The sequence below is a fragment of the Neobacillus niacini genome, assembly GCF_023715785.1.
GTDB classification, from domain to species: domain Bacteria; phylum Bacillota; class Bacilli; order Bacillales; family Cytobacillaceae; genus Neobacillus; species Neobacillus niacini_E.
Window position 1 is genome coordinate 155030 of the sequence record NZ_JAMBOX010000008.1, and the last position, 23922, is coordinate 178951.

19 protein-coding genes and 1 pseudogene are annotated in these 23922 nt (G+C 40.3%); 2 read left to right on the plus strand and 18 right to left on the minus strand.

Features of this window, described 5'->3' with window-relative positions; all coding sequences use genetic code 11:
* Window positions 1-12: 12 nt before the first annotated feature.
* From M3234_RS15675 to M3234_RS15690, 5 genes are all read right to left on the minus strand, one after another.
* A complete protein-coding gene (locus M3234_RS15675) occupies window positions 13-624 on the minus strand; it encodes a GNAT family N-acetyltransferase (RefSeq protein ID WP_262305631.1) in 612 nt (203 codons plus the stop codon).
* A 159-nt stretch (window positions 625-783) separates the two neighbouring features.
* Window positions 784-1551 carry an ABC transporter ATP-binding protein gene (locus M3234_RS15680; protein WP_262305632.1) on the minus strand — a complete coding sequence of 256 codons (768 nt, stop codon included), beginning with the start codon at window positions 1549-1551 and terminating at the stop codon, window positions 784-786.
* Window positions 1552-1581: 30 nt separating this feature from the next.
* Window positions 1582-3936 carry an ABC transporter permease gene (locus M3234_RS15685; RefSeq protein WP_262305633.1) on the minus strand — a complete coding sequence of 785 codons (2355 nt, stop codon included), beginning with the start codon at window positions 3934-3936 and terminating at the stop codon, window positions 1582-1584.
* 32 nt (window positions 3937-3968) lie between these two features.
* Window positions 3969-4097, minus strand: coding sequence for a hypothetical protein (locus M3234_RS29335; protein ID WP_285858484.1), 129 nt, complete (start codon window positions 4095-4097; stop codon window positions 3969-3971).
* 126 nt (window positions 4098-4223) lie between these two features.
* The gene (locus tag M3234_RS15690; RefSeq protein WP_262305634.1) at window positions 4224-9236 is read right to left on the minus strand and encodes a lamin tail domain-containing metallophosphoesterase family protein; all 5013 of its coding nucleotides are present in this window, start codon (window positions 9234-9236) and stop codon (window positions 4224-4226) included.
* A 230-nt stretch (window positions 9237-9466) separates the two neighbouring features.
* On the opposite strand from M3234_RS15690, the gene M3234_RS15695 reads away from it, so the two are divergent.
* Both M3234_RS15695 and M3234_RS15700 read left to right on the plus strand, forming a co-directional pair.
* Window positions 9467-10594: a HupE/UreJ family protein gene (locus M3234_RS15695; RefSeq protein ID WP_262305635.1), complete on the plus strand. Its 1128-nt coding sequence runs from the start codon at window positions 9467-9469 to the stop codon at window positions 10592-10594.
* A gap of 184 nt (window positions 10595-10778) precedes the next feature.
* Window positions 10779-11375, plus strand: a complete 597-nt coding sequence (locus M3234_RS15700; RefSeq protein WP_262305636.1) for a DedA family protein — start codon at window positions 10779-10781, stop codon at window positions 11373-11375.
* 126 nt (window positions 11376-11501) lie between these two features.
* Here M3234_RS15700 and M3234_RS15705 read toward each other — a convergent pair whose 3' ends face one another.
* The 13 genes and pseudogenes from M3234_RS15705 to M3234_RS15765 form a co-directional block, all read right to left on the minus strand.
* The gene (locus tag M3234_RS15705; protein ID WP_262305637.1) at window positions 11502-11984 is read right to left on the minus strand and encodes a CBS domain-containing protein; all 483 of its coding nucleotides are present in this window, start codon (window positions 11982-11984) and stop codon (window positions 11502-11504) included.
* Window positions 11985-12253: 269 nt separating this feature from the next.
* Window positions 12254-13669, minus strand: coding sequence for a M4 family metallopeptidase (locus M3234_RS15710; protein WP_262305638.1), 1416 nt, complete (start codon window positions 13667-13669; stop codon window positions 12254-12256).
* Between the two features lie 269 nt (window positions 13670-13938).
* Window positions 13939-14274, minus strand: a complete 336-nt coding sequence (locus tag M3234_RS15715; protein WP_262305639.1) for a KGG domain-containing protein — start codon at window positions 14272-14274, stop codon at window positions 13939-13941.
* A gap of 248 nt (window positions 14275-14522) precedes the next feature.
* Window positions 14523-14993, minus strand: a complete 471-nt coding sequence (locus M3234_RS15720; protein WP_262305640.1) for a divergent PAP2 family protein — start codon at window positions 14991-14993, stop codon at window positions 14523-14525.
* Between the two features lie 423 nt (window positions 14994-15416).
* The gene (locus M3234_RS15725) at window positions 15417-16394 is read right to left on the minus strand and encodes a DUF4179 domain-containing protein (RefSeq protein ID WP_262305641.1); all 978 of its coding nucleotides are present in this window, start codon (window positions 16392-16394) and stop codon (window positions 15417-15419) included.
* Complete coding sequence (locus M3234_RS15730) at window positions 16381-16911, minus strand: RNA polymerase sigma factor (RefSeq protein WP_262305642.1); 531 nt, start codon at window positions 16909-16911, stop codon at window positions 16381-16383. The genes M3234_RS15725 and M3234_RS15730 overlap by 14 nt, the downstream gene beginning before the upstream one ends.
* Before the next feature lie 428 nt (window positions 16912-17339).
* Window positions 17340-18047 carry a M48 family metallopeptidase gene (locus M3234_RS15735; protein WP_262305643.1) on the minus strand — a complete coding sequence of 236 codons (708 nt, stop codon included), beginning with the start codon at window positions 18045-18047 and terminating at the stop codon, window positions 17340-17342.
* Between the two features lie 39 nt (window positions 18048-18086).
* Complete coding sequence (locus tag M3234_RS15740; protein WP_262305644.1) at window positions 18087-18554, minus strand: GNAT family N-acetyltransferase; 468 nt, start codon at window positions 18552-18554, stop codon at window positions 18087-18089.
* A 39-nt stretch (window positions 18555-18593) separates the two neighbouring features.
* A pseudogene (gene fabZ, locus M3234_RS15745) lies at window positions 18594-19018 on the minus strand (3-hydroxyacyl-ACP dehydratase FabZ).
* Window positions 19019-19180: 162 nt separating this feature from the next.
* Window positions 19181-20830, minus strand: a complete 1650-nt coding sequence (locus M3234_RS15750) for a DUF4127 family protein (protein ID WP_262305645.1) — start codon at window positions 20828-20830, stop codon at window positions 19181-19183.
* 35 nt (window positions 20831-20865) lie between these two features.
* A complete protein-coding gene (locus M3234_RS15755; RefSeq protein WP_396953956.1) occupies window positions 20866-22215 on the minus strand; it encodes an FAD-dependent oxidoreductase in 1350 nt (449 codons plus the stop codon).
* 18 nt (window positions 22216-22233) lie between these two features.
* Window positions 22234-23070, minus strand: coding sequence for a carbohydrate ABC transporter permease (locus tag M3234_RS15760; RefSeq protein ID WP_262305647.1), 837 nt, complete (start codon window positions 23068-23070; stop codon window positions 22234-22236).
* Window positions 23060-23887 carry a carbohydrate ABC transporter permease gene (locus M3234_RS15765; protein WP_262305710.1) on the minus strand — a complete coding sequence of 276 codons (828 nt, stop codon included), beginning with the start codon at window positions 23885-23887 and terminating at the stop codon, window positions 23060-23062. The genes M3234_RS15760 and M3234_RS15765 overlap by 11 nt, the downstream gene beginning before the upstream one ends.
* Window positions 23888-23922 lie beyond the last annotated feature (35 nt).

The window sequence follows — 23922 nt, forward strand, 5'->3', positions numbered from 1 at the left end:
TAAACCGGAAATTTAACAATCTTCAATAGTGGAAAGAACCTTGGCCAGGATCTGTTCTCTATTTTTCACGTCGATATGTATCTCTTCGAAAGCCTCAGCTATCGCTTCTCGAATCAACTTACTTGATAATTTCTGAAGGTCAGATGAGGCCTTAAAAAATAGGTACATCGGAAACCCACCATTGCTTGTCGGAAATTCATACCCAACCTCCAGCTTTTTGGCACCCAATCTTTCATAAAAGTGGATTCTCCTTAGCTGGTTGTTTTTATTTTCACCTTCAACAGGTATTTCCACCTCGAAAAATAAGCCCAGCCCATCCTGTTTATATTGTGCTAAGTGGTTTAATAAAATGGCCCCATACCCTTTATTCCGAAACTCTTTATTAACAGCCATATAATCGAGCCAAATGGCATTTACCTGCTCTAATTCATAAATAAACGCATACCCAACCAACTCATTATTGTTCCTTTGTTTCGCCACCAGCAATTTATATTTCTTTTTAGAAAGTAAGAATTCAAGCTGGTCGTAGGTTTTTCGTTCTTCGATGGGAAAGTCTTTCGCAAATAATTGATAGACATTCTTTAGTTCGTTTATTCCACCGTCCACTATGTAAAGATCAGCCAACTTTTACTCGACCTCCATCCTCATTTTGGTCCTTAACTAAATCAAAACGAACATAATCTTCTGTTGTTTATTTTAATTTACCACAAATTAGAGTCCATGGGGATGGTTCTGCTGGCTTTTCAGACACTGGAAAAGTGCCATAAGAACTGTCCTCGTGGTTCAAAATCCATTTTCCACTAGCCATTTCATAAGGCTTTCTTCTCTTTGCTTCATATTCTCATACTGCGGATCATACTTACTCATTTTTTTCTGTGCAACAATCGTTCCATCTACCATAAACAATATTCTTTCGGTTTTGGCTGCCACCTTTACATCATGCGTAACGAGCATGACGGTTGTCCCGTTTTTATTAATTTCTGCAAGAATGGACATAATTTCTTCTGTCGATTTGGAATCTAATGCTCCGGTCGGTTCGTCGCCAAATAGGATATTCGGGTCATTGATCAAGGCTCTGCAGATGCCGACTCTCTGCAGTTGCCCGCCAGAGCCTTGGGTGATCGTATGATTGGCAAGCTTCTCAATTCCCGTCACTTCCATCAGCTTTCTTGCTTTTTCATACACCTCATTTTTATCCGCATCTTTTGAAACAAGAGCAGGAAACATCACATTGTCAATCAAGGATAGATTTTTTAATAGATTAATATCTTGAAAAATAAATCCCATATTTTTCAAACGAAGCTGGGCCAGTTCTTCTTCCTTCATGCTGCCGATTTCACTGCCTTTGATTTTCACACTGCCGGAAGAAATGCGATCCATTCCGCTCACATTGTACAACAGTGTCGATTTCCCGCTTCCAGATGGCCCCATGACCGATACGAATTCTCCTTCTGCTATATCCAGGTTGATGTCCTTCAAGATATGAAGCTCATTGTCATTTCCCAATGCCACTTTTTTGTTCATCTTTTTTGCTTCTACTATATGGCTCATCTATATCCCTCCCATCCCTTTTTAGTACTGTTAACTTCTTAAAACGACGGATAAATCACCTTTTACGGCTACTTTACAGGACACAACGATCGTCCATCCAACGGCGCACATCAGCACTAACGGACAGAGCAGCCAGGTCTGCCAGATAATATGGACAAACTCTATTTTTGCCGCTCCTAAAGAGGACATGGCCATACTTACTAGAAACTCCCCTGCATAATTCGAAACCAGCGTGCCGAGTATGATTCCCGCTGCCAGGACCATCATCGTTCCTGCCATATATTGATGACTAATTTGCTTTGACGTTAATCCCACGCTTCGCATGATGGCAATCTGTGACATATCCTTTGATAATATCATTCGCAGGAATAATACAGTGATCAATACAGCTAGGATAACGGCGATTGCGATTCCGCCTATCACCACTATGCTCATCTGTTCAATCAGATTTCCAAGCGTCTGCTCCGTATATTCTTTGATACCATTTACCTGCGCAGCATCGTAAGTATTTTGGTAGTAATTCATTTTTTCACGAATATCCACGCCCGGGGCCAAATCCATGCTCACAATATACCAAAGAACGGCCTCTTCATTTACCCCAAGACTATTATGTGCCTTTGCTGTTTTTCCCCCATTTGTTATATCCTGATAAATACCGGTAACGGATAAAATTCGCTCCTTCCCGCCAACCTTGACGGTTACTTTATCTCCTACTTTCTTGTTTAATCCGCCTTTTGCGGCATTGGCAAAGGATAGCGAGATTTCTCCCATACCTTGGGGTGCTCTGCCTTGCAAATAGTTTAATGGAAATACCGAGAAATCTCCGGTTTCAATATTTATATTGTCCCATGTGCCTTCCTCATTTTTCACCTGATAAGAACTAGTGATGTACGCCGCATACTTTTCAATATCCGAATCATTCTGCAGTTCCACCTGCAGTCTTTTAAATTCTTCTGTAATCCGATCAGTCCTTCGAAGATCAATTCTCATGTCGGATTTTCCTATTCCCATGTATGTAGAAAATTTTGGTGAATTCATGGTGTTATAAATATTGACTGGGAGAATGACAATAAACGTACATACGATAAAAATAACAAACAGCAGCCTGTATAATTTGAATCGTTTCCATACATCCCTTAAGCCCATGTAAATAGTGGTGCTGAAGAATTTGTTCTTTAGCAGCGGGAAACTGTATTTTCGAGTCTTTCCGCGCTCCATAGAATCTCTCCGTAACGCTTCCACCGCAGAAATCTTATCGATTCTTTTCAGTACTTGCTGGCAGTACAGCACAATCAGGAAATAGACAAGTAATGGAGCGATAAGTGATAGGGCATATTGTAAGCTGCCTGATAAATCGGAAGATAGGTAAAGTCTCATATGACCGTTTATCAGATTTACCGCTGCAAAGGACATCAGATAACCGATCATACCGGCTGCTGCGGAGATAACTCTGTATTTGTTAAGATAGACCTTTTTTATATCCTTTTTGGATATCCCCATTGCTTTCATAACACCGATTTCTCTCATATCTTCATCAATCGCTGCTAGAAATGTAAGTCTAATACAAAGCGAAGCAATCACAATAAGCAGAATACTAATAAATAGAATGACAATCGCAACGGCCATATCTGACATGGCATTAAACATCGCAAATATCTTTCCTTCAATGATCGGACCGTTTGCCGGAAGACCCGCTTCGATATAGGCAGCCTGGACTGAAGCAGGATCCCCGTTTTCGTAGAGCTTGAATTCGATCAGATACTCCAGTTCCCCTGCCTGCGTTTCGAGCATTACATCATAGTCACTCTGATTGATCACAAACCGTTTCGAAGAAGTGAGGGAAGAGTTCATCTCAAAATCTCTTGCATAATCTGAAATGATAAACTCTTTCTCATAGCTGCCGCTTTTCAACGTAATCGGATCACCTATTTTTAAATCGTGTTTTTCCATGAAATAGATGGGAACGGCAACGAAGCCTTCCTTTACATCCAGCTTTTCATTATTCAGATCCAATATAAAATCAAATTTCTTATTCTGTACAACAAATGAAATATCCTGTATCGTCCCACCCATCGTTTCATTTTGGCCAAAATGAATATGGCTTCCATCCATATTCTGAAGGACCATCGTCTCCTGCTTCGCGATATGGTCACGGTATTGTTCTGTGAATTGGTCGATGTCTTCCTGGTCATATTCACCGGCATGCATCACCGTCATATCAGCCGGTACGGCGCTCTCCTTAAGATTCGACAGCGACTGAATCAGATTGGCAATGTTATTTGTAGCACTGGCTGCCAAAATAACGGCCATCGTGATAAATACAAATACTGTTATCGTGACAATTTTGTTTCTGAGAAAATCATTCTTGACTATTTTCAAAAACATGATAATTCCTCCTCCCTGCATCGATCATTTTTTTATCCTTGCAATATATCAATCTTTGTCAGTTCTTCAGAGGAATAATATCCATCACTTTTTGGGTTCATGATGGCTCCTAGCAGAATGAACAAGGAATTATTTTCCTTCTCACTAATGTCATCATACATAATAATCCTTATTCAATTAACCTGCTAAAGCCTAATGACTCTCTACATCCCCAGCCCTATTTTAGAAATTGAATGGTACGAAAAATAGGCGATGCCGACTCCCGCATCGCCTTTTACTTTTCTAAATTAAACTTCAGTCGTTTTTCTTCTTACTAACCAGGTTATACCACCAATGGTGATGATCAAAATTCCGATAAGAATGATGTTAAAAGTATTGGTAGCTGTTGAAGGCAACTGACCGCCATCTGCTGCTGGCTTCTTGTCAGGGTCCTTAGCTGCTGGACCTTTTCCCTGTCCTAAGTCATCTGGTTTAGATGTAACAGGGGAAGTGCCAGCGTTAGCTCCTGGGATATTCCCCAGATTATCACCTGGAACGGATGGTTTTTCCGGTGCCGCACTTTCATCCTTTCCTTTTGTAAAGGTCCAGATATCCGAAACAGCTTTTCCGGTATAGTCATCTTCTGCAACGGCATACCAAGAATAGGTTTGATTTTCCGTTAATCCCTTCCACTCTGTTTGCACAATCGAGCCGCTCGGGGTATTTTCAACCTTGCCAATTTCAGTATCGGTATACACATTGACTGTAAAATAGTCCGTAGCAACGCGTTTTAGCTTTGGCTGAAGGTCCACCTCTAAATCTCGCTCATCCTTTTCCGGGAATTGAATGGGATCATAGAAATTATAATTGTCTAAATACGGTGAATACGTATTGACCATGATTTTATTATTTTTTTGATCAAAATGAAGCAGCTTCATGTATCCCTGGCCGCCTTCAGGTCCGCCCTGGTAATCGCCAAGCATTTGATAGACTTGGCGATCCGGTACCCCATCACCATTATCATCAATAGCATCGACCAATGTTTCCGAATCATGGTAATGACCGCTAAGCACGGCGATCACATTTTCATTTGGCAGCACGAGTTGATTGTAAATCCGATTGCCTAATGGACTGCGATTACCGGAGACAAGCAAATATTCATGGAAACTCAGGATTGCCTTACGATGCGGATATTGTTTCAAGACATCACTCATCCATTGAAGATCCTCATCCTCCACTCCCCAGCCCATGTACAGCATGATGTAATCATTTCCATTCGCGGAGATTAAATCATAGTGGCCGCGGTTATTTTTATACGATTCACCATAGTATGGTTTATCCTTAAATCGGTCCTCGCCAAACCACTGATAATATTGGGTATAATCACCTGTCTTATGATCGACATCATGATTTCCCGCCAAAACGCCATATGGAATCTGATTGTCATCAAGCACTTTCATAGACCGGTCGGCATTTTGCCATTCGTACTCCATGTGGGCTTTGTCAACAATATCACCTGTATGGAAGACATATTTGATTTTCATCTCATCCTGCTTCTCAACAATCCAATTTGTCATCCGATCATAAATATGCGGGTAGCTTTGTGAATAATATTGTGTGTCTGACATCCATACAAATGTATAATCATACTGGTCCGGTGACGATGGAATTTCGTCTTGGATTAAAACATTAATCTTATGATCCTTAACAAAATCGCTGACAACAACATTACCTTTCAATTCAAAGTCTTCATCCCCGGCGATTTTAAATTGAATCATCGTCCAATCGCCAAGCTTATGATTCCAAGCATACATGGCTACCTTTCTACCCGGCAAAGACTTCCCTTTCCATTCCAGTTCGACAAGGGCCGTTTCGTCGATAGAAGGATCCACTTCTACCTCAAACCGCTGATATGGAAATTGCGTTGTTGAGTCCGTCACTAAATATTGCTGATCCTGCTTCAACACGAGCGAAATATCATCCGCCGTAAAGGCTTGTTCGCCTGCAGGAACCATTGTTTTTGGCGGTTCCGTATCTGCTGCATTTTTAAATGCCTTGACGCGGTCAGTTTGGCTGACATCATATTTAAACCCTTTATAGAAGGTAACGTCCAAATCATCGTCCGTTGGATCGGTTACTTTAACCTTTAAAGACGGATTGCCATTAACCGGAGTAGAAGTCCCGTCCGTTGGTGAAACAAGCTCAGGTTTGTTAGGATTTTCATTCGCAACGGAAAAACGAACAATCTTTTCTGCCTTGTTCCCTACCTTATCAAAGGCTGTCATAGCCAGCTTATGTTCTCCAGGAGCCAGTTTGGATGAGGCTGTTTCATATGGTACTGTAATAACCTGATCATCCAGCATGACTTGAAATGTTTGCACCCCGGCAATTGCATCAGCTGCATCGGCTTCGATGGTAAACTTGCCTTTGTATTCCTTTCCGTCCTCAAGGCTGGTAGAAAGCACCGGTGCGGTATTATCCACTTTTACGGAGGCGGATGCTTCCTCGTCAGCGTCTTGCACTTTTACAATATGATCGCCATCGGCTATCTTTGTGGTATCCCATTTGTATGATTTGGAAGATGCTTGATCCGCCGTAATCGTAAACGTAAAATGTTCAAACGGCCTGTAAGTCCCGTCATCCCCCATATCATAAACCTTTGTAGGGTTATTTTTCACAGGGTCCCGTAAAATCGTACCGTCTGCCAAAACTAATCTTACATTTCTAATATCAAAATCATCGCGATTTTCTTCGGACTCTTCCAATTGAAATGGTGATGCTTTATTGCCGGAACGAATGGTAATCACGTTTTCTCCAATTCTCAGGCGATCGGCATCAATAGGTACTGTGATGGTATCCCAATTTGTGATGGTATCATCAAAAATCCGGATAATGTCATCCCCCATGGTGACGCCATTTTGGAAAAAGAGATCTACACCGCTTGCTTCAAAAGCGAAATAGGCATCATGTTCCAGGGATTGGTAAGTATCTTCTGTCACCTCAGTTCCATCAATGAAAAGCTTCACCTGGTCCGGTGACTCCGTCTTGGATGTTCCTTTAAGAATCTTCTCTTTTGAAACAATTTCATTTGATTTCACATTTAGTCGCAGGCTTGAATCGTCAAGATCACTTGTTACGTTGATTTTATACGTCTCACTTGTCACTTCATTGGTCCCATCAGAAACAACAAAGTAATATTCCACGTATTGATTCCCAATGATTTCAGGGGAGTAAATCGTATGATGATACATCATATCATCGAAATCTTCTACTAACAGTACCTGGGTGTATTGCTGTTGATGGTTGGGACGATAAAATAAACGTACGGTTTTTACATCCCTGTCATCAGATGCATCGGCAACAATATGAATGTTTTCCTTTTGATTCACTTCTGTTACTTTTGTCATGTTTTCAATTACTGGCTTGATTGTATCATCGCTTATGTGGACAGGCTGTGCCGGGACTTGAGATGATTCAACCACTCCCGGTGTGGCAGCTTTGACACCAGCGCTTATTTTTACCATTTTCGTCGAACCATCAAGTGGGTACTTATAGAAAATCCCCTTATCCGGTTTGGTATCAAGGACATTGGATTCCTCATTATAGTAAGCAACAGCGATTTCCTTTTTCGTATTGGTTGCCACAACGAGACCTCTTGTCGATGCATTAGCCATCCCTGCACTATAAATCTTAACGATATCTTTGTTCTCTACTAAGCTTGAACCATAATTCGCGTTAAAATCGGCCACTGTTTTTTGCGTGTTTTGGTCATTAATAATCCAGAAGACGAGCGTCTTTTGAGAAGGAACCACCACATCATCCGGGATGGATGCCCAAATAACGTCTGTTGATGGATCCATTCCATACCTATACTGAATCTTGTAATCCTTAAAGTTTACATCTTTATCCGTATTATTATAGATTTCAATAAATTCATAGCCATCCGCTGATCCAACATTAGTGGAATCCGGGACAACTTCAGTGACTAAAAAGTCGGGAAGCTTTTGAAAATCAACGTCCGGTTTCTTCACCGTAATGCGATATTCTTCCGTTTTTGAACTATTGGCACCGTCGGAAGCTTCGATATAGTAGGTAAGATCGGACTCAACATTTACACTCGGAATTTCTGCGGAGTATTTAGTTGAATCATCCACACTTGCATTCATCGAAATGGATGTAAAGGTTTGCTCTCCCTTTGTTTTATAATAGAGAGTGACAAATGGTTTGGCCATGTTGTCTGTTACCGTTGCTTCCATTTTTATAGGCGTATAAGCATCACTACTGGTTACAGGTGTATGGACAATAACAGGTGCTTCCTCATCCACGGGAGTTTCATCGAGATTTACGGGCTGAGCCGGAACCTGTTCGGCTTCAATCGTCCCTGGTGTCGGTGCAGTGAGGACACGGTATTTTTCCATCTCGGTTCCTGTTGCCGGATATTTGTATTCAATCCCATTGCCATCGTTATCATTTTCATTACCTAAGTAGCTCGCAGATACAATTTCCGTCCCTGCTAGGTCTTTAATCACAAGGGCACGCAGCCCTCCGTTGGCAAACCCTGGGAATACATCCTTAAACTCGACAATTTGATCAGCAGTTAAATTCGAACCAAAATTTGAGTTAAAGTCTGCTAATGTATAGTTTCCATTATTGAACCAATAGACAATCGTTTGCTTTGGTTCCAACGTAACGGAAGGGACTTGGAAAGGCAACTCCCGTCCTGTGTCGGTATATTTATAAACAAATGAATATTTATCAAGTGAAATTGGTTTATTGGTATTGTTATAGAGTTCAAAATACTCATAATAATCCGTTCCTCCCCCTTTAGAATTGGGAGAAAGTTCAGTAATTAATATTTGAGGAAAAAGATTAAAATCTTCCCCTTCTTGAATGGTACCATCGATTTGATTTTCCACCAATGGATTCGACAAATCTTCCTGCTGCGTGCTGAATTCAGGTGCAGCCTTAACAGCCGGCGTATCCGCCGTATGTTCGATTGGCTGACTGTTATCCAATGAACCGGTGTCATTTGATGCTCCCTGACTTTTACCTTGTTGATTCGGGGCAACCTGTTCAATTGAGCCAGAATGATTTGGGTCTACTGGTTCACCTTGGCTTTCGCCCAACTGGACCGGATCAGTTCCCTCGCTTTGACCACTCTCAATAGGAGCAGTATCCACAGATTGTTGGTCGGATGCCAGTTCTTCTGCAAAAATCCTATTCGGTGAAGCTGCCAAACTTAAGTTTGATAGAATCATCACTACCATACATGCAAGTAATAGCAGCTTCCGCACTTTCCTATGTACTTTTACCTTCTTCATAGGCTCCCCCCTCTTTCACTTTTATATTACAACCATGTTCCATTTTACCTATGTATTGTTAAGGGGATTTTAAGTAATTGCTAAAATTTCAAAAGAATTATTATTTTTCTGTAAATAGAGATAATTCTTATCCTTTTCTTAACATGTTCTTCATATTGGATTAAAGCTTGTTTAATAGACTAAACATGTACCAGAACATCTATTGCTTTTTAAAAAAGGGGAGACATTTTATGCAGAAGAGTAACATACTTATGGCCAGCATTTGTTTGATTTTTATGGTGGCTGTATTTCTGCTTCAACCAAATGGAGCGGAGGCACATTCAGGATCAATAGGCTATTCAGAAGTGAAAATAGAAGGAAATAAAGTCAGCTATGACTTATACTTGCTTGATGATCTTCTAGGCGGGCTTCTGAACATTGATGCGAATCAGGACGGATATATGAAAGAAGACGAAATAGCCCAATCAAAAGCTTCCATTGAGCAGTTTGTTTTAAAAAATCTAACCGTCAACAACAATGGACTTCAGGGTAAGGCAACCATTCATGACATTTCGCTAGCGAAGCGCTTCAATCTTTCGATGTTCCGCATAAAAATAGAGTTCGTGTTTAAAGAGCCGGTTAAGGAATACGAGATTGATTATTTTATTTTTTTCAACGGAGTGGACCTGAACCATCAAAATTTTGCCACCATCCATATTGGTGATCAGGTCATTGAACATATATTTACGAAGGATCATCCCGTTCTTCAAGGAAATACCGCTTTGAAAAAAGAGAAAACAACGGGAGAAACAGTGGAGGAAACCAGTAACAATCCAAATAAAGTAATCGGTTTTTGGGAATACGTCCTCATGGGAATGGAACATATTTGGTCAGGAATCGACCATTTACTTTTTTTATTTGGATTGCTCCTTGCAAGAGGAACCTATCGGGAGTATGTAAAAACCTTAACCGCTTTTACGATTGGACATTGCTTGACATTAGCCTTGGCAGCGACAGAAACAATCTTTATTCCCGGTACCATCATTGAACCGTTAATTGCCCTTAGTATTGTTTATGTAGCCGCCGAAAATATTTGGTCAAAATCCTTCAAATGGCGCTGGCTTGTCGCTTTAGGATTTGGTCTGATACATGGGTTTGGCTTTGCTGAATTATTGATTGGAAAATTAGGAAGCCATTTCGTTCTGCCACTCTTTTCTTTTAATCTAGGGGTCGAAATTGGACAAATTGTCGTACTTATCATCTTTATTCCGTTCATATGGTACCTGCAAAGAGCCCGCTGGCAAAGACAGTTAGTATACAGTCTTTCCACTGTAATCAGCGTAATAGGTTTGTACTGGTTTATAGATCGTATCCTTTAGCAGAGGAGCATCATGTTCAAAAATTCCCAACTATCGGCAAAACACTATAGCCATTTTATTTGTGTCAACTAAAACTAAAGTAACATTACAGGCACTGGATTCTATTTTCTATTGTCAAGAAAATTGCTATAGTATGGTAAGGTTCGTTCATATTCTAAAAAAACTTTTTTATAAGGGGCTGGAAGTGTTAGATATAAGTACTTTAGTTCAGCAATACGGATACATAGGTATCTTTCTTTTGTTAATCCTGGGAATAGTGGGATTACCTATTCCTGATGAGGTTCTTCTAACTTATGTTGGCTATAATGTGTATTTAGGAAGATTGAGTTTAGTTACTTCCATTATCGTGGCTATTTGTGGAACCTGTATTGGAATAACAGTGAGTTATCAGTTGGGGAAAATGCTCGGTCTTCCTTTTTTGGAGAGATTTGGCCCTAAGGTGAAAATTGGTAAAAAGAAGTTAGACGCAACTGGAAATCTTTTTTCTAAATATGGCGGAATCCTCTTATTCATTGGCTATTTTATCCCGGGCATAAGACATATTACAGCCTATATAGCAGGGATTGCATCCTATCGTAAGACTTACTTTTCTCTTTTTGCATACTCTGGGGCCATCGTATGGGTTTCTGTATTTATTGGGCTTGGTAATTTGCTTGGCGGCAACTGGATGATGGTTGAACAGTTCCTTTTACAGTTTTCAAAGGCTCTATGGTTCATTCTCCTGCTAATCGTCTTAACGTTTATCTATAAATGGCTTTCTCATAAACAAAGTAGTAAGTAGATAGAATATTGCTTTACAGATTAAACAGTTTTCACGACACCTGAAAATGTCTAATAAAGAGTGCCACTGTCATTACCGTAATTTGTCGAAAAGCAATCGACAAATTACGGTAATGACTGGCACTTATTATAATTGGTCCTGAACGGATTTTTCATTAAATATGGATTTTGATAAACTATGGATAATGTCCCCTCGGCTTATGATGCCAACGACTCGGCCAGCTCCATTCACGACAGGAATCTTTTTAAAATGATGTTTGGATATTAAACGGATCGCACTTTCAAAGTCATCATCAGGTGCTAATGTCTTAATATTTTTCTTCACCATAATTTCCCCAATAGGCGTATTCATTCTTTCTCTTAATACATCTTCTATTTTTTGAGCCTCTTCAATATAGGTAATATAGTAGGCTAAATACAATTTCTCTTTATGTGGGGAAAGAAATCGCACTATATCTCCATCTGAAATGATGCCGACTAAATTTCCTTTCTCATCCACGACTGGAACTCCGCCAATCCGATTGGTTTCTAATATAGAGATTAAATCTTTCACAGTTGTGGACTGCTTAGCAGTAATGACATTACGAATCATAAAATCACGAACTTCCATATAGACCGTCTCCTTACGTTTACTATATAAGCAATTTCTTTTTAGTAAAAATAGGTTCTAGTTTAAGGATACACCTTATTAAAAGGTTCATGCCTTTCGAATTTATGAACTTTTTTTGAAGGTTTTAAAGTCGAAACATATGAAAATGGGATGATTAGAAGTATGAGGAAGACGCAAAAAAGAAAGCCTGCCATTTGGTGGAGGACACCAATGGATAGGCTTTCTTTTAAACTCTGATTTTACCTAAATCATAGAAACGGAGAAAGTAATTAGTAAATTCCCACCGCATCAAACCCGGAATGAACGGCAGCCTCTTCCTTGCTGCCTCCACCATAAAGGTCGATGGCAGACTGAACAGCCGCCTTACGTGCGTCGCTAAAATCGGAATTTGGAGTTAAATATACTGATAGAGCACGATAGAAAATTTTACCTAGTTTTTGCCTGCCGATATCTTGGGCAATCAAGTAGGCGGCATGGTTTGTAATCGAGGAGTTCACATGGACACCGCCGCTATCAACAGAAGTTGGCATATGATAAAATTCATTCATATGTTTCGGATAGACGCCCCCATTTGTGCTATATGCCCTTCTTTGCTCGTTTTGTACAATAACACTGTGTGGATCCCTTAAACTGCGCAATACTGTATTACCCTTAGCTTTTTCAGCTGGCGCCATAATATCCTCGCCCATTTCCCAATCATCATCGTCAACGAGTGCACCAAAGATGTCAGCGAATGATTCGTTTAGCGCTCCGGGCTGACCGCGGTAAACTATATTGGCTGTATAAGTGATAACGCCATGAGTCATTTCGTGGGCTGCAACGTCAAGACCGGCTGATAAAGAAATCATGAACTCACCGTCACCATCACCATAGGTCATCCAACGCCCATTCCAAGAGGCATTGTTATAATTCGTTCCATAATGGACCCTGGAGATGATGGCCATCCCGTTGCCGTCAAGGGAGTTGCGGCCATGCTCATTAAGGTAATAGTTATATACCTTTTCGGAATTATAATGTGCATCAACAAGAGCACGATCATAGTCACCGATAAATGCGGCAGAATTCCCTACATGTATCGTATCATTACTCGCAGTGGTATCATTTTTAGCATCATAGGTTATGATACCTTCAAGGTTTTTGTGAGAGTAATCTGCTAACGCAAACTTAGTACCGGATTTCGCTTCCTTCACTTGGGTTATATGTAGTTCCCTGTGTGCGCCATGCACACCTTTTCCGGCACCTTTTTGTGTTTTCATTTCATCCGCATGCATTAAGCCATTATATTTATTAATTACTTCTCCTGTTTTTGCGTCCACAAACACAAACCAGTTTCCGGGATCATCCCCTATGAAGTTAACATTCACTTTATAGGCAGTATAATTTTCCCCTTCAAAAGGATAGACAACCAGCTCAGAAGTTGGCTCGTAAGTCAGCTCTTCAGGGGCGTTGACAGCGGATAATGCCTTCTTTAATGCAGCATCACTGCTTAGAGAGGCCGTCATGTCCACTGCAGTATCGGCAATCTTTAAATAATTTAATGCATTGGGTGTGTTGCTGGAGGAGAATTTCTCTGCATGCCGCTCCTTCATAAATACCGGAACGCTCGCTTTCGCATTCCACTTCTCAGAAGCTTGTACACTAGTAACCACCTTTGAATCAACCGGATTCGCAAAAACACTGCTCATTGGGATCGAACCTACCAACATCGCCGACGAAAGAACCATAGGTACAATAAATTTTTTCCTCAATTTCCCATACCTAATATTGTTTTCCAACATCTTTATTGTAGATTAATAACAGTTGGCTCGCATCAATATTTAGAATTATTTGAATTATTGAAATAGTGGTAAAAAACGCCTAGTTAGAAGAGTGGGAATTTCTGAAAAGAATGGAGGAATATGGCGTGGATTGGAAAGAAGGGAGGAGAATTCTCTCCTCCCTTTATAGATAAGATTTAATCATCATCACGTTGTTCTGCTCGGGCTTTTCCGCCTTTTTCTCCAATTTCCTGATAGAATTCTTTATCGTGGCTTTCTGAGGTAGCTTCTCCGCCCTTGCTTCCAATTTCTTGATAAAATTCTTTGTCGTGGTTTTCGGAGGTAGTTTCTCCACCTTTACGTCCAATTTCCTGATAGAATTCTTTGTCGTGGTTTTCGGAGGTAGCTTCTCCGCCTTTACGTCCAATTTCCTGATAGAATTCTTTATCGTGGCTTTCTGAGGTAGCTTCTCCGCCTTTACGTCCTGCTTCTTCCACCGTCATTTTCCCTTGGTTATCGTTTTTGTTTGCCATAATAAGATCCCTCCTAGTGAAATTTGGAATTGCTATTTGACTTACACTTTTTATGTACCCATACTAGTTTTTCTTAAACATTTTTTTAGTTTTTAAAAAGATAATTCATTGCAACAATGTGAAAAGATACACTTTAATTAACCTGTAGCGTTAGATTAAGTAGCTATCGGAAGGGGAGATAAAAAGTGGCTCAGTATAGTGAACTGAGCCAGGGAACGATTACAAGAATCCTTATATGTAGAAATAGGTTAAAATGGGTAGAAAAAGTAGGTAAAAATGCCAACGAGGATGCCGGTCAAGGCCCCAAAGAAAACTTCTGTTGGCTGGTGCCCTAGTAATTCCTTTAATTTATCTCTCGACTCCGGTTTTTTCAGATTGGGGTGTTTGATGGTATCGATTAACGTGTTGAAATCTGCTAATAACGTATTTAATACTTCTGCGTGATAACCAGCATGTCTCCTAACCCCCATGGCGTCATGCATAACAATCATGGAGACGATCACACAAATGGCAAATTCATTGGATTGAAATCCTGCAATGAGTCCAATGGCTGTCGTGAGTGATATGATCGTGGCCGTGTGTGAACTTGGCATTCCGCCGGTACTGAACATCAGCTTCCATTTTAATTCTCCAGATGTTAAAAAGTGAATCGGGATTTTTACAAATTGCGCAATAAACATACCTAAGAGTGCAGCCAATATGGGAAAAGACAAAAACATATTGTTCCCTCCAATGATTGTATGAAGTTAAGTTTTTGGGGTTATTTGATATTTATATGTAAGGGTTCTATATTATTAATTTACTCCAAAAATTAAGGCATTCCAACCATTCAAATAAAAATTCTACAAAACAGATGCAGATCATCAACAATCAGCTGTTGCTTTTGCTTTGCCGAATAAAAAAGTACCTGTCACGCCCCTAAAAATGCCGAAAAGAAACGGCAATTTACGCGTAGTGACTGGCACTTTCTAATAGGCGGAGAATTTCCGGGTTGTACAGAAGTTTAAGTGCCATGCACATTCCCATTTTAGATTTTACTAGGGTATAAGAGGATTGTTAATAATGAAAGTTTCAGTAGTTGAGGGAGCATACGAAAAAGAGCCGCAAAAGGACGACTCTTTTTCAGTAGGTTTTATAAGAGACTACTTTACTTGTAGGTTCATTTCTAATTTACTTAACTTCTGATCGATTTCCTGATCATGTCCTAATTGGGGGCGGAACGTAATCTCTTTTGGAATCGTCTTAAACGGTTCATACGAGATCTTAACTGTTCCATTTTCCTTAAACATGGATAGTGGCTCCAACGCTTTCCCGTCGCTTCCATATAGCTCAAAACTCAGCTCCATCTCCCGCTCAGCTGGCTGCTTTAACTTATAGACCACTTCTGTTGATGTCGGAGCAAAAGTGACCTTCTCGACGATTAAGGAGATATCACCGCTCTCTCTCTTTTCCATAGGAAGGATTACCTTGTTCTCCGAAGTTATTTCTTCCACTGGAAAATAAATATTCCAATTTCCTTCCGTGTCGCCAAGCTTATTGAAATTCACGTCAAGGTCAAATTTACCTGGAAGTTGTGTAGATGAATCTAGGTGCATGACACCAAGAATCGTATGGTCATCGTATCTTTCACTGTTACCCCCTACACCATAATTCCCAGGTTGCTTTCCATCTATCTTGAAGCCAATCGATGGATTTACGTTGTCTTCAAGGGCCTGTTGTGATTGGACTACATATCCAATGGAAACCCGAGTCCCATCAAAGATGACCTCATTAACAGTCACTGTGATTCCTTTATCAGTAGCGCTCTTATTTATCGTTTGCGAAAGCCCTTTTTCAACGGTTGTTTTTAACGTACTATCTTTGGAATGGGTAAACACCGAACCTATAAACGGAATACTTTGCAGTACCTGGGCCATGGTGCTGTTTGTAAAACCAGTACCCAAAAGAATAGCCACACTAGCTACAATCCCACTGGCAATCATCGTTGACTTCTTCATTTTCTTTTTGCGCTCCGGAAGGCTAGAGAGGGTATCATCAATCCGCGTGCGTACCTGACTTGGCATTTCACCCTCCATTTGTCTCAATAACTCTCCTAATTTTTTATCATTAATTTCCAGCATTAAATACACTCCTCTCAGTTTTTGGATTTAGATATTCTGATAGTTTCATACGAGCTCGGCTGAGACGTGATTTCACCGTTCCATCAGGAATATCCAATGCTTGGGCAATCTCACGAACGCTCCATTCCTTTAGGTAATAGAGCGTTACCGGAACACGTAAATCCTCTTCCAATGATTTAAGAGCATCTGTCAACTCAAAATCCGAACGATCATCAGGGGTTCCTTGCTCCATCCATTCTTGTATCGGTACTACCTTCTTGTTTTTCCGCAAAATATCGTAGCAGCAGTTCATCACAATCCTAACCATCCAGGTTTTGAAAATACGAACGTCCCTTAAGTTATGAATGGAACTGTATGCTTTTAATATGGCTTCTTGAAGCGCATCCGCACAGTCGTCATCGTTATGCAGAATGGACTTAGCGACCTTGTAAAGTGTGTCTTCTATATCTTTCACGATCACCACAAAAGCTTTCTTATCCCCTTTTTGGGCTTTTTTTATATCTAGTTCCCTAGCCAAATGTCCCACCTCCTTGTTTTTCTATCTATTAGATGGTCTACAGATTGAAACGGTTCACGCAATTATAATTTTTAATTAAGTATCCAAAAATAGGTATTCCAAAGACAAAATTAACTTCAAGAGTTCAAAAATGTCTTTAAGACCAGTTCTTAAAGACAAAACTAATGGGTCAACCGGTGAAATTGTCTTTGAAATTCCATATATCGGTAAATAAAAGACAAAATTACCGGCTGGTGACTCAAAAATGTCTTTAAGCCTGACTCTTAAAGACAAAACTGATGGATCAATCGGTGGAATTGTCTTTAAGACTCCAAATACTGTTATCCCAAAGACGAATTTAAGGTCAGAAGATCATTTTATAAAAGAAACCTTGCTACCTACTAGCAAGGTTTCTCTAGAGAGGATATATAGAAAGTTGTTTACACCCTTCAAACCGTCATTTTCCAACCTGATCTAGTCAACCAGGTTTCTTGTTCCTTATAATCAGGCATTATTTTTCCAACAAGACGCCAGAAGGAGCGGTCGTGGTTAAGATGCACCATATGACACATTTCGTGAATCACGACATAGTCGATGACCTCTTGTGGTGCCATTGCCAGCCGCCAATTAAATGTCAACTGCTGCTTTGAATCACAGGTTCCCCATGTAGTTTTGCTATCTGTGATACGAATAGAACGTGGTTTTGTTTTGAAGTTGCCTTGATAGTTAGCTATGCTTTTCTCTACCAAAGCCTTGCACTGCTGGTAATAAAATCGTTTTAATGCTTGTTTGATTTTTTCATCGTCACGCTGCCTAACAAATATGTGCAGCCTATCTTCCTTAAACACTACATGGTCTTGATTTATATGCTGATCTTCAAGGATTTGAATGGGATACGCGCTGCCTAAATAAAGAAAACTCTCGCCATACTCATAAACTTTTTTCTGTGGCCCTTGTAGCCTATCCTTCATTTCTTTCAATTTTTGCTGAATAAGGTCCCAGTTTCCCTCTAATAGCTGATGAATCCGTTCTTCAGGTGTCCCTTTTGGGGCTTGGACCTCCAGATTCCCATAACTATCGATCGTGATGCCCATCGATGTTCGGTTTTTGTATTTGACCTCAAAACGGATAGTCTCCCCCAAGTAGGTATGTATCATGCAATCACCTTCATCATTCTCTCAAGAATTATCCCCAATCTAAACTTTCATTTTCAAAATATACTGTTCCCCAATTGGGCCCATTTTTCTTTCACCGGTATCATAAAACCCAACCTTTCGATATAGTTCTTGAGCAGGAATATTTTTATGGTTCACAGCAAGTACTAGTTCATCATAGGAAGGGAATTCAGATTTTACAAAACCCTTTAACAATTGCATCGCTTTTTTAGCGAAACCTTTCCCCTGTTCTAAATGGTTGATTGACAAAGCCGTTAATAGCAACGCATGAGGATTAGCTGAGTAATCCTTCACTCGAGTAGAAGTGTGAAGTAAAAAGAAACCAACGGGTTTTTCCCCATTTACAATGACTATAGGATGTCTCCCTTCTGTATCTACTAAAATATCATTCGGTAAAGCAGTAAATTTTTTTTGCTCTTCTGGAAGATGGAAGGACTTTAAAACCGCAATATGCTTTTTTTCCAAGCGTCTCAATGATATATTTTCCATTTTTTTCTCCTTCATATTATTTTATTTTCCCGATCTAAATCAATTACCAAAGGCAAAAATGAGTTCTGTTTCACAAACTAACACTCCATCAACAGTGGCGATCCCCTTTCCCTTTCCAATTGGACCTTTTAATCTGGTTATTTCAACTTCAAGTGAGAGTTGGTCACCCGGTTTTACTTGTTTTTTAAAACGGCAGTTGTCAATACCCGCTAAGAGCCCTAAACGTCCTTTATTCTCCTCTTTCGTTAGCATGACAACTGCACTTACTTGAGCTAATGCTTCAATTATTAATACCCCTGGCATAATTGGATATTCTGGAAAATGTCCGTTAAAATATGGTTCATTTACAGTTACATTTTGAGACCTACAGCTCTTTTTCCTTCTTCTAATTCTAAAATCCTGTCCACTAATAGAAATAGAAACCGGTGCCTTATAATTTGCTTAATATTTTGAGTATCCTCCATCATTCACCCTCCATAATTTGGTATAATATCCCAAATATAATATCACTTAACAACACTACCACTAGTTAGTAGGATAGTAAATATATTTAAGTGACATAAAAAAAGAGAAGTGCTCCCAACACTTCTCTTCTACAAATTTAGGGCAGTGCTACCGCGAGAAAACTACTTTAACGTAATTGTCGGCTCAAGTTCCGCTTCAAAAATTCGCGGCCATGGCAGTTTTACATGAACACTTTCCAGGGACGAAATGGTTTTATAAAAGTCTTTATTTCCTCTTGATCCAATATACACCTGTTTACTATCAAAATACTGATACCAGTATTCAGTTTGCTCCGTCAGTTTTTCCTGCACAAAACGGTTTACTTGGTCATAATGAGCCCCAAGGTCAAATTCTCCTGCGCCAAGCTGTTGAACATACGCTCTGGCTGCCGGGTGGACAACATTCTTATATCCCTGGTCTTTGGCAAACCGATGAAGTAAAAATTCATAATGGGCTTTCGCCGTTTGTTCGTACAACGGAACTCCAAATCCTGATGTTTGAACTATAAAGGCATACCTTGATGCTGCATGGCCTACCGTAATGCCAAGTGCATTTCCAGCTGTATTCCAGCCGCTATAAGAAAGAAGTTTTGTAAGATCTACGCTTCGCGCAAGCTTCATCACCAATTCTTCTTCGGCCTTATTAACAATTAATACATCTCCAATAGCCACTTGCTTACCCTTAGCAAGTAACTCTTTTGTTCGATTAACCAGTCCGTCAATATCTTTTGATCTGGATGAACTGCTGGACGAAGGGGTATTTAGCAAGAGATGAATATCCGCCTGATCCTCACTCCCAACCAACGTACCACCGGCTGATATAATATGCTTTTGCACATTGTAATCAAACGTAGTGTCTTCAAATGGTGCAATCCAATCATGACCTTGAATCCCGCCATATTCTACAAAGAACTTCGGTGAAGAATGGAAGAAATGGTTCACGAATCGCGATACTAACACCACATCCACTTCATCAGCGCCAGGGAAAACGGAGACTTTGTCCTGAACTTGAAGCTCATTCACCTTAGCATTTAATATTTCCCTCTCTGCACGATGAACTCCATAAGGGGCCGCATCGTCCTGAGATAAAATTAAGTAGTCAATATAGCCTTCCTGAACCCAGTCAATCATTAACTGATTCACCGTGTGATTTCTTGCTCTTGCTTTCTTGTAATCTTCTAAAACAGAGGCAGGGATTAGCGCCTCAAGTTGTTCCAGTCTCTCTTTACCATCCATACCCAAATTTACGACCTTATCGTACAAAACAGCCCATTCACTAATAAGCGAATAATATTTTAGATATTCATCATTAATGGCAGTAACCGCTAGTCTTTGAATGGTATCGTAAACATATACAGGCTTATTCGGATATAATGCTTTCAGCTTTTTAATGACTTGAATATCACGAAGAGAATCTTCTAGTGATTTAACACCTGTACGTGAAGCCACTAAACCTCCATAAGCCAGCATACTTGTGGAAATAACAAAACCATCTGCCTGATCGGCGTTTTTCAGGATCCATTTGCTAATTTCTTCCCCATTACCTGGTTCAGTGTAACGGCCGATCATTTCTTTTGGCGGAATAATTACCTCCATCCCTGCCGCCTTTCCAACTTGCTGTGGAAAATAAGTATTTGCCGGCCGGTCATCTAATGGAACCATTAAAATCGTCGCTAGCGATTTTTCCTTCCCTGCGGCAGCAACCATACCCATAGAGCTAAACAGCAAAAGTACAGCAAGACCTAATGAAAAAACTCTTCTCCAATGTTTCACAGTTTTCCTCCTTGATTACCTAATTTGTGACACAATTAAAGAACTACCCCATTATCAGCTAAATGTTCCCTTAGCTTGGTGATGTTTAGATCTTTGGGTGAAACATAATCAGTAATGGAGAGTGCTGCGGCAGCTCCGGCGGCTTGACCCGTAGCCATTGCACTTGGAGTTAATCTCGTGGTTGCCAATGCCTCGTGAGTGGTTGAAATACACCTCCCCGCTACTAATAAATTATCAATTTTCTTCGGCACAAGGCAGCGGTAGGGAATGCCATAGCTGCCATCTCCTTCGATGTCTTTTGCTTGAACGCCTTTACCGCTTGGATCATGTATATCAATTGGGTAGCCGCTGAGAGCAATGGTATCTTCAAATTTCCTGCCACCGACAACATCCTCAATGGCGAGTACGTATTGGCCATCAATGCGTCGTGTTTCTCGGATTCCTATTTGAGTTCCAACCGCAGAAATAGATGCCTTTTCAAAGCCGGGAATTTTCTTTTGTAAGAACTCTGCCATCATCAGAACCTGTTTTCTTCCTTCTCTTTCCCCGGCAGATAAGTCAAACACATCTGTGCCATCCAAGCCTTGAACACGGGTGCAATTGACGAGCACCTCATCTTCCTCAGGTCCTGCAAAAAAGAGAACTTGGTCCCGATTAATAGGGACACCGGATTCACTCCATTCCTTATAAAAACCCTGAACACCCGTTAATGGGATGAGGTCTAATTCATCAATTGGGGTCTTTTTGTAAAAATTACTTGGATTTGCTTTCATGGCCTCTTTTACTTTTTCAAGGTTTACACCCCTCATACGGAACTTCATCGTCATTGGCTGCGTTTTGTGATCTTCCTCTCTTCCTTTTAAACAAGGGGCACCGGAGAGATAGGCGATATCCGCATCGCCCGTTGCATCAACAAACCTCTTGGCGAAAACACGGATGGGGCCGGACTTTGTTGCCAGTCCTAGTGAAGTGATCTGATTTCCTTCCACTTCCACTTTATCTATAAAACTATGAACGAGTACTTCCACTCCGGCTTCCTCGAGCATTTCCAATGCCAATAGTTTATATTTTTCCGGATGATAAGGGGTTAACGAATACGTAAATCCAACCGTATCTCGCAAATGACCAGGCGACCCGCTTATTTCCATTAAGCGATCCACAATCTCTTGAGCAATTCCTTTTATGACTTGTTTTCCGTAGTTTGTATGAAAGGTCATCCACGGATAAACCAGTGCAACCGTCGACATTCCTCCCAAAAAGCCATACCTTTCAATCAGAAGTGTTTTTGCACCTGCCCTACCCGAAGCGATCGCTGCATTGATGCCGGCTGGACCGCCGCCCGCAACCACAACATCAAAAGTTAGTTCAGTCTTCAAACTAGACACATCCTTTTTTTGTAAACATTATTTTCCACCCGTCATCGTGACACCCTCGATAAATTGCTTTTGTGCAAAGAAAAAGATAATTAACAATGGAACGGTGGCCATTACAGACGCACTCATCAATAACTCCCATCTTGTTCCTACTTCATCCGTAAATAATGCCAAAGCCAATGGCAACGTCATTAATTCTTTGGAATTAATATAAATAAGCGGCTCGTAAAATTCATTCCAGCTTGTTAAAAAGGTGAAAATCGTAAGTGTCGCAATGGCTGGCTTCGCCAGTGGCAGCATGATATTCCAGTAGATTCGAAAATAAGAACAGCCATCAAGCATTGCCGCCTCTTCTAATTCTTTAGGGACCAATAAGAAAAACTGCCTCATCACGAAAATCCCAAATACTCCTGCCGGTCCTAAAATAGGAATGGCGATTAATGGTACATGGGTATTAATCAATCCTAAATCCCTCATAAAGAGAAAAAGTGGAATCGTTATAACCTCAACAGGGATCATCATCGTGCTTAATAAACATAAAAACAGCAAATTGCTGCCTTTAAACTTCAATTTTGCGAACGCATAGCCAGCCAGCGAGCCAAAGAAAATGGTGCCAATTGTGACTAAGACGGCAATATAGAAACTATTAAAATAAAATAGGTGGAAAGGGGTCGTTTTTAGTACTTGTAAATAGTTTTCCCACCTAAATGGATCAGGAATAAATTGAAAGGAAAATATTTTTGTAGAATCCTTAAAAGATGTGTTTATCATCCATAAAAATGGAACAATCATAATCAAAGAAATGACGGATAATATTCCATAAAAGGCTACTTTCGTAAACACACCATTCTTTCTATTATTGTTCATGGAAAACCCACCTTTTTCTTACACCCCATTGAATTAGTGTAAAGAATAAAATGATGACAAATAACACAATGGCAATCGCAGAGGCGTAGCCAAAATCAAATAATTTGAAGGCATTTTCCCAAATATAATAAACTAAGACCTTCGTGTGATTCCCTGGGCCGCCGCCTGTCATCACATAAATCTGTCCGAACACCTTCATCGAGCCAATCACTGTTAAAATTAACGTTAAAAAAACAGTTGGTGTAATCATTGGAAGGGTAACATGCCAAAATTGTTTTAGTTTGTTTGCACCGTCCAAATAGGATGCTTCGTAAAGGTTTTTATCCACCTGCTGCAGCGCCGCAAGGAATAGAACCATATTCAGACCCACATTTTTCAGAGCACTTACCACAATAACAGCACCCATGGCAAGCTTTGGATTATATAGCCAGGCAGGTCCAGTAATGCCAAAAACATCGAGTATTTGGTTAATAAACCCTTCATCTGTCCCAAACATGTATTTCCATATAATCGACCAAACCACAATAGAGGTCATAACCGGAATAAAAATAGCTGTTCTAAAAAAGCCAATTCCTGGCAAATGACGTTGCAGCAGCAGCGCTAGCAGCAATGCAATCATAATATTTATCGGAACAAGTCCCCCGGAAAATAGAAGTGTATTTTTCATAACCTCCCAGAAGTCAGGGTCGTTTACTAAACGCTGGTAGTTCTCGCTGCCAATAAAATTCGGATCTCCAAGCAGCTTCCAATCCGTTAAACTCATATAAACGGAATAGATAAAAGGAATAAACATGACTAACAAAAAGCCAATTACCATTGGGCTAACAAATAAATAGCCAAAAAAGGCTTCAC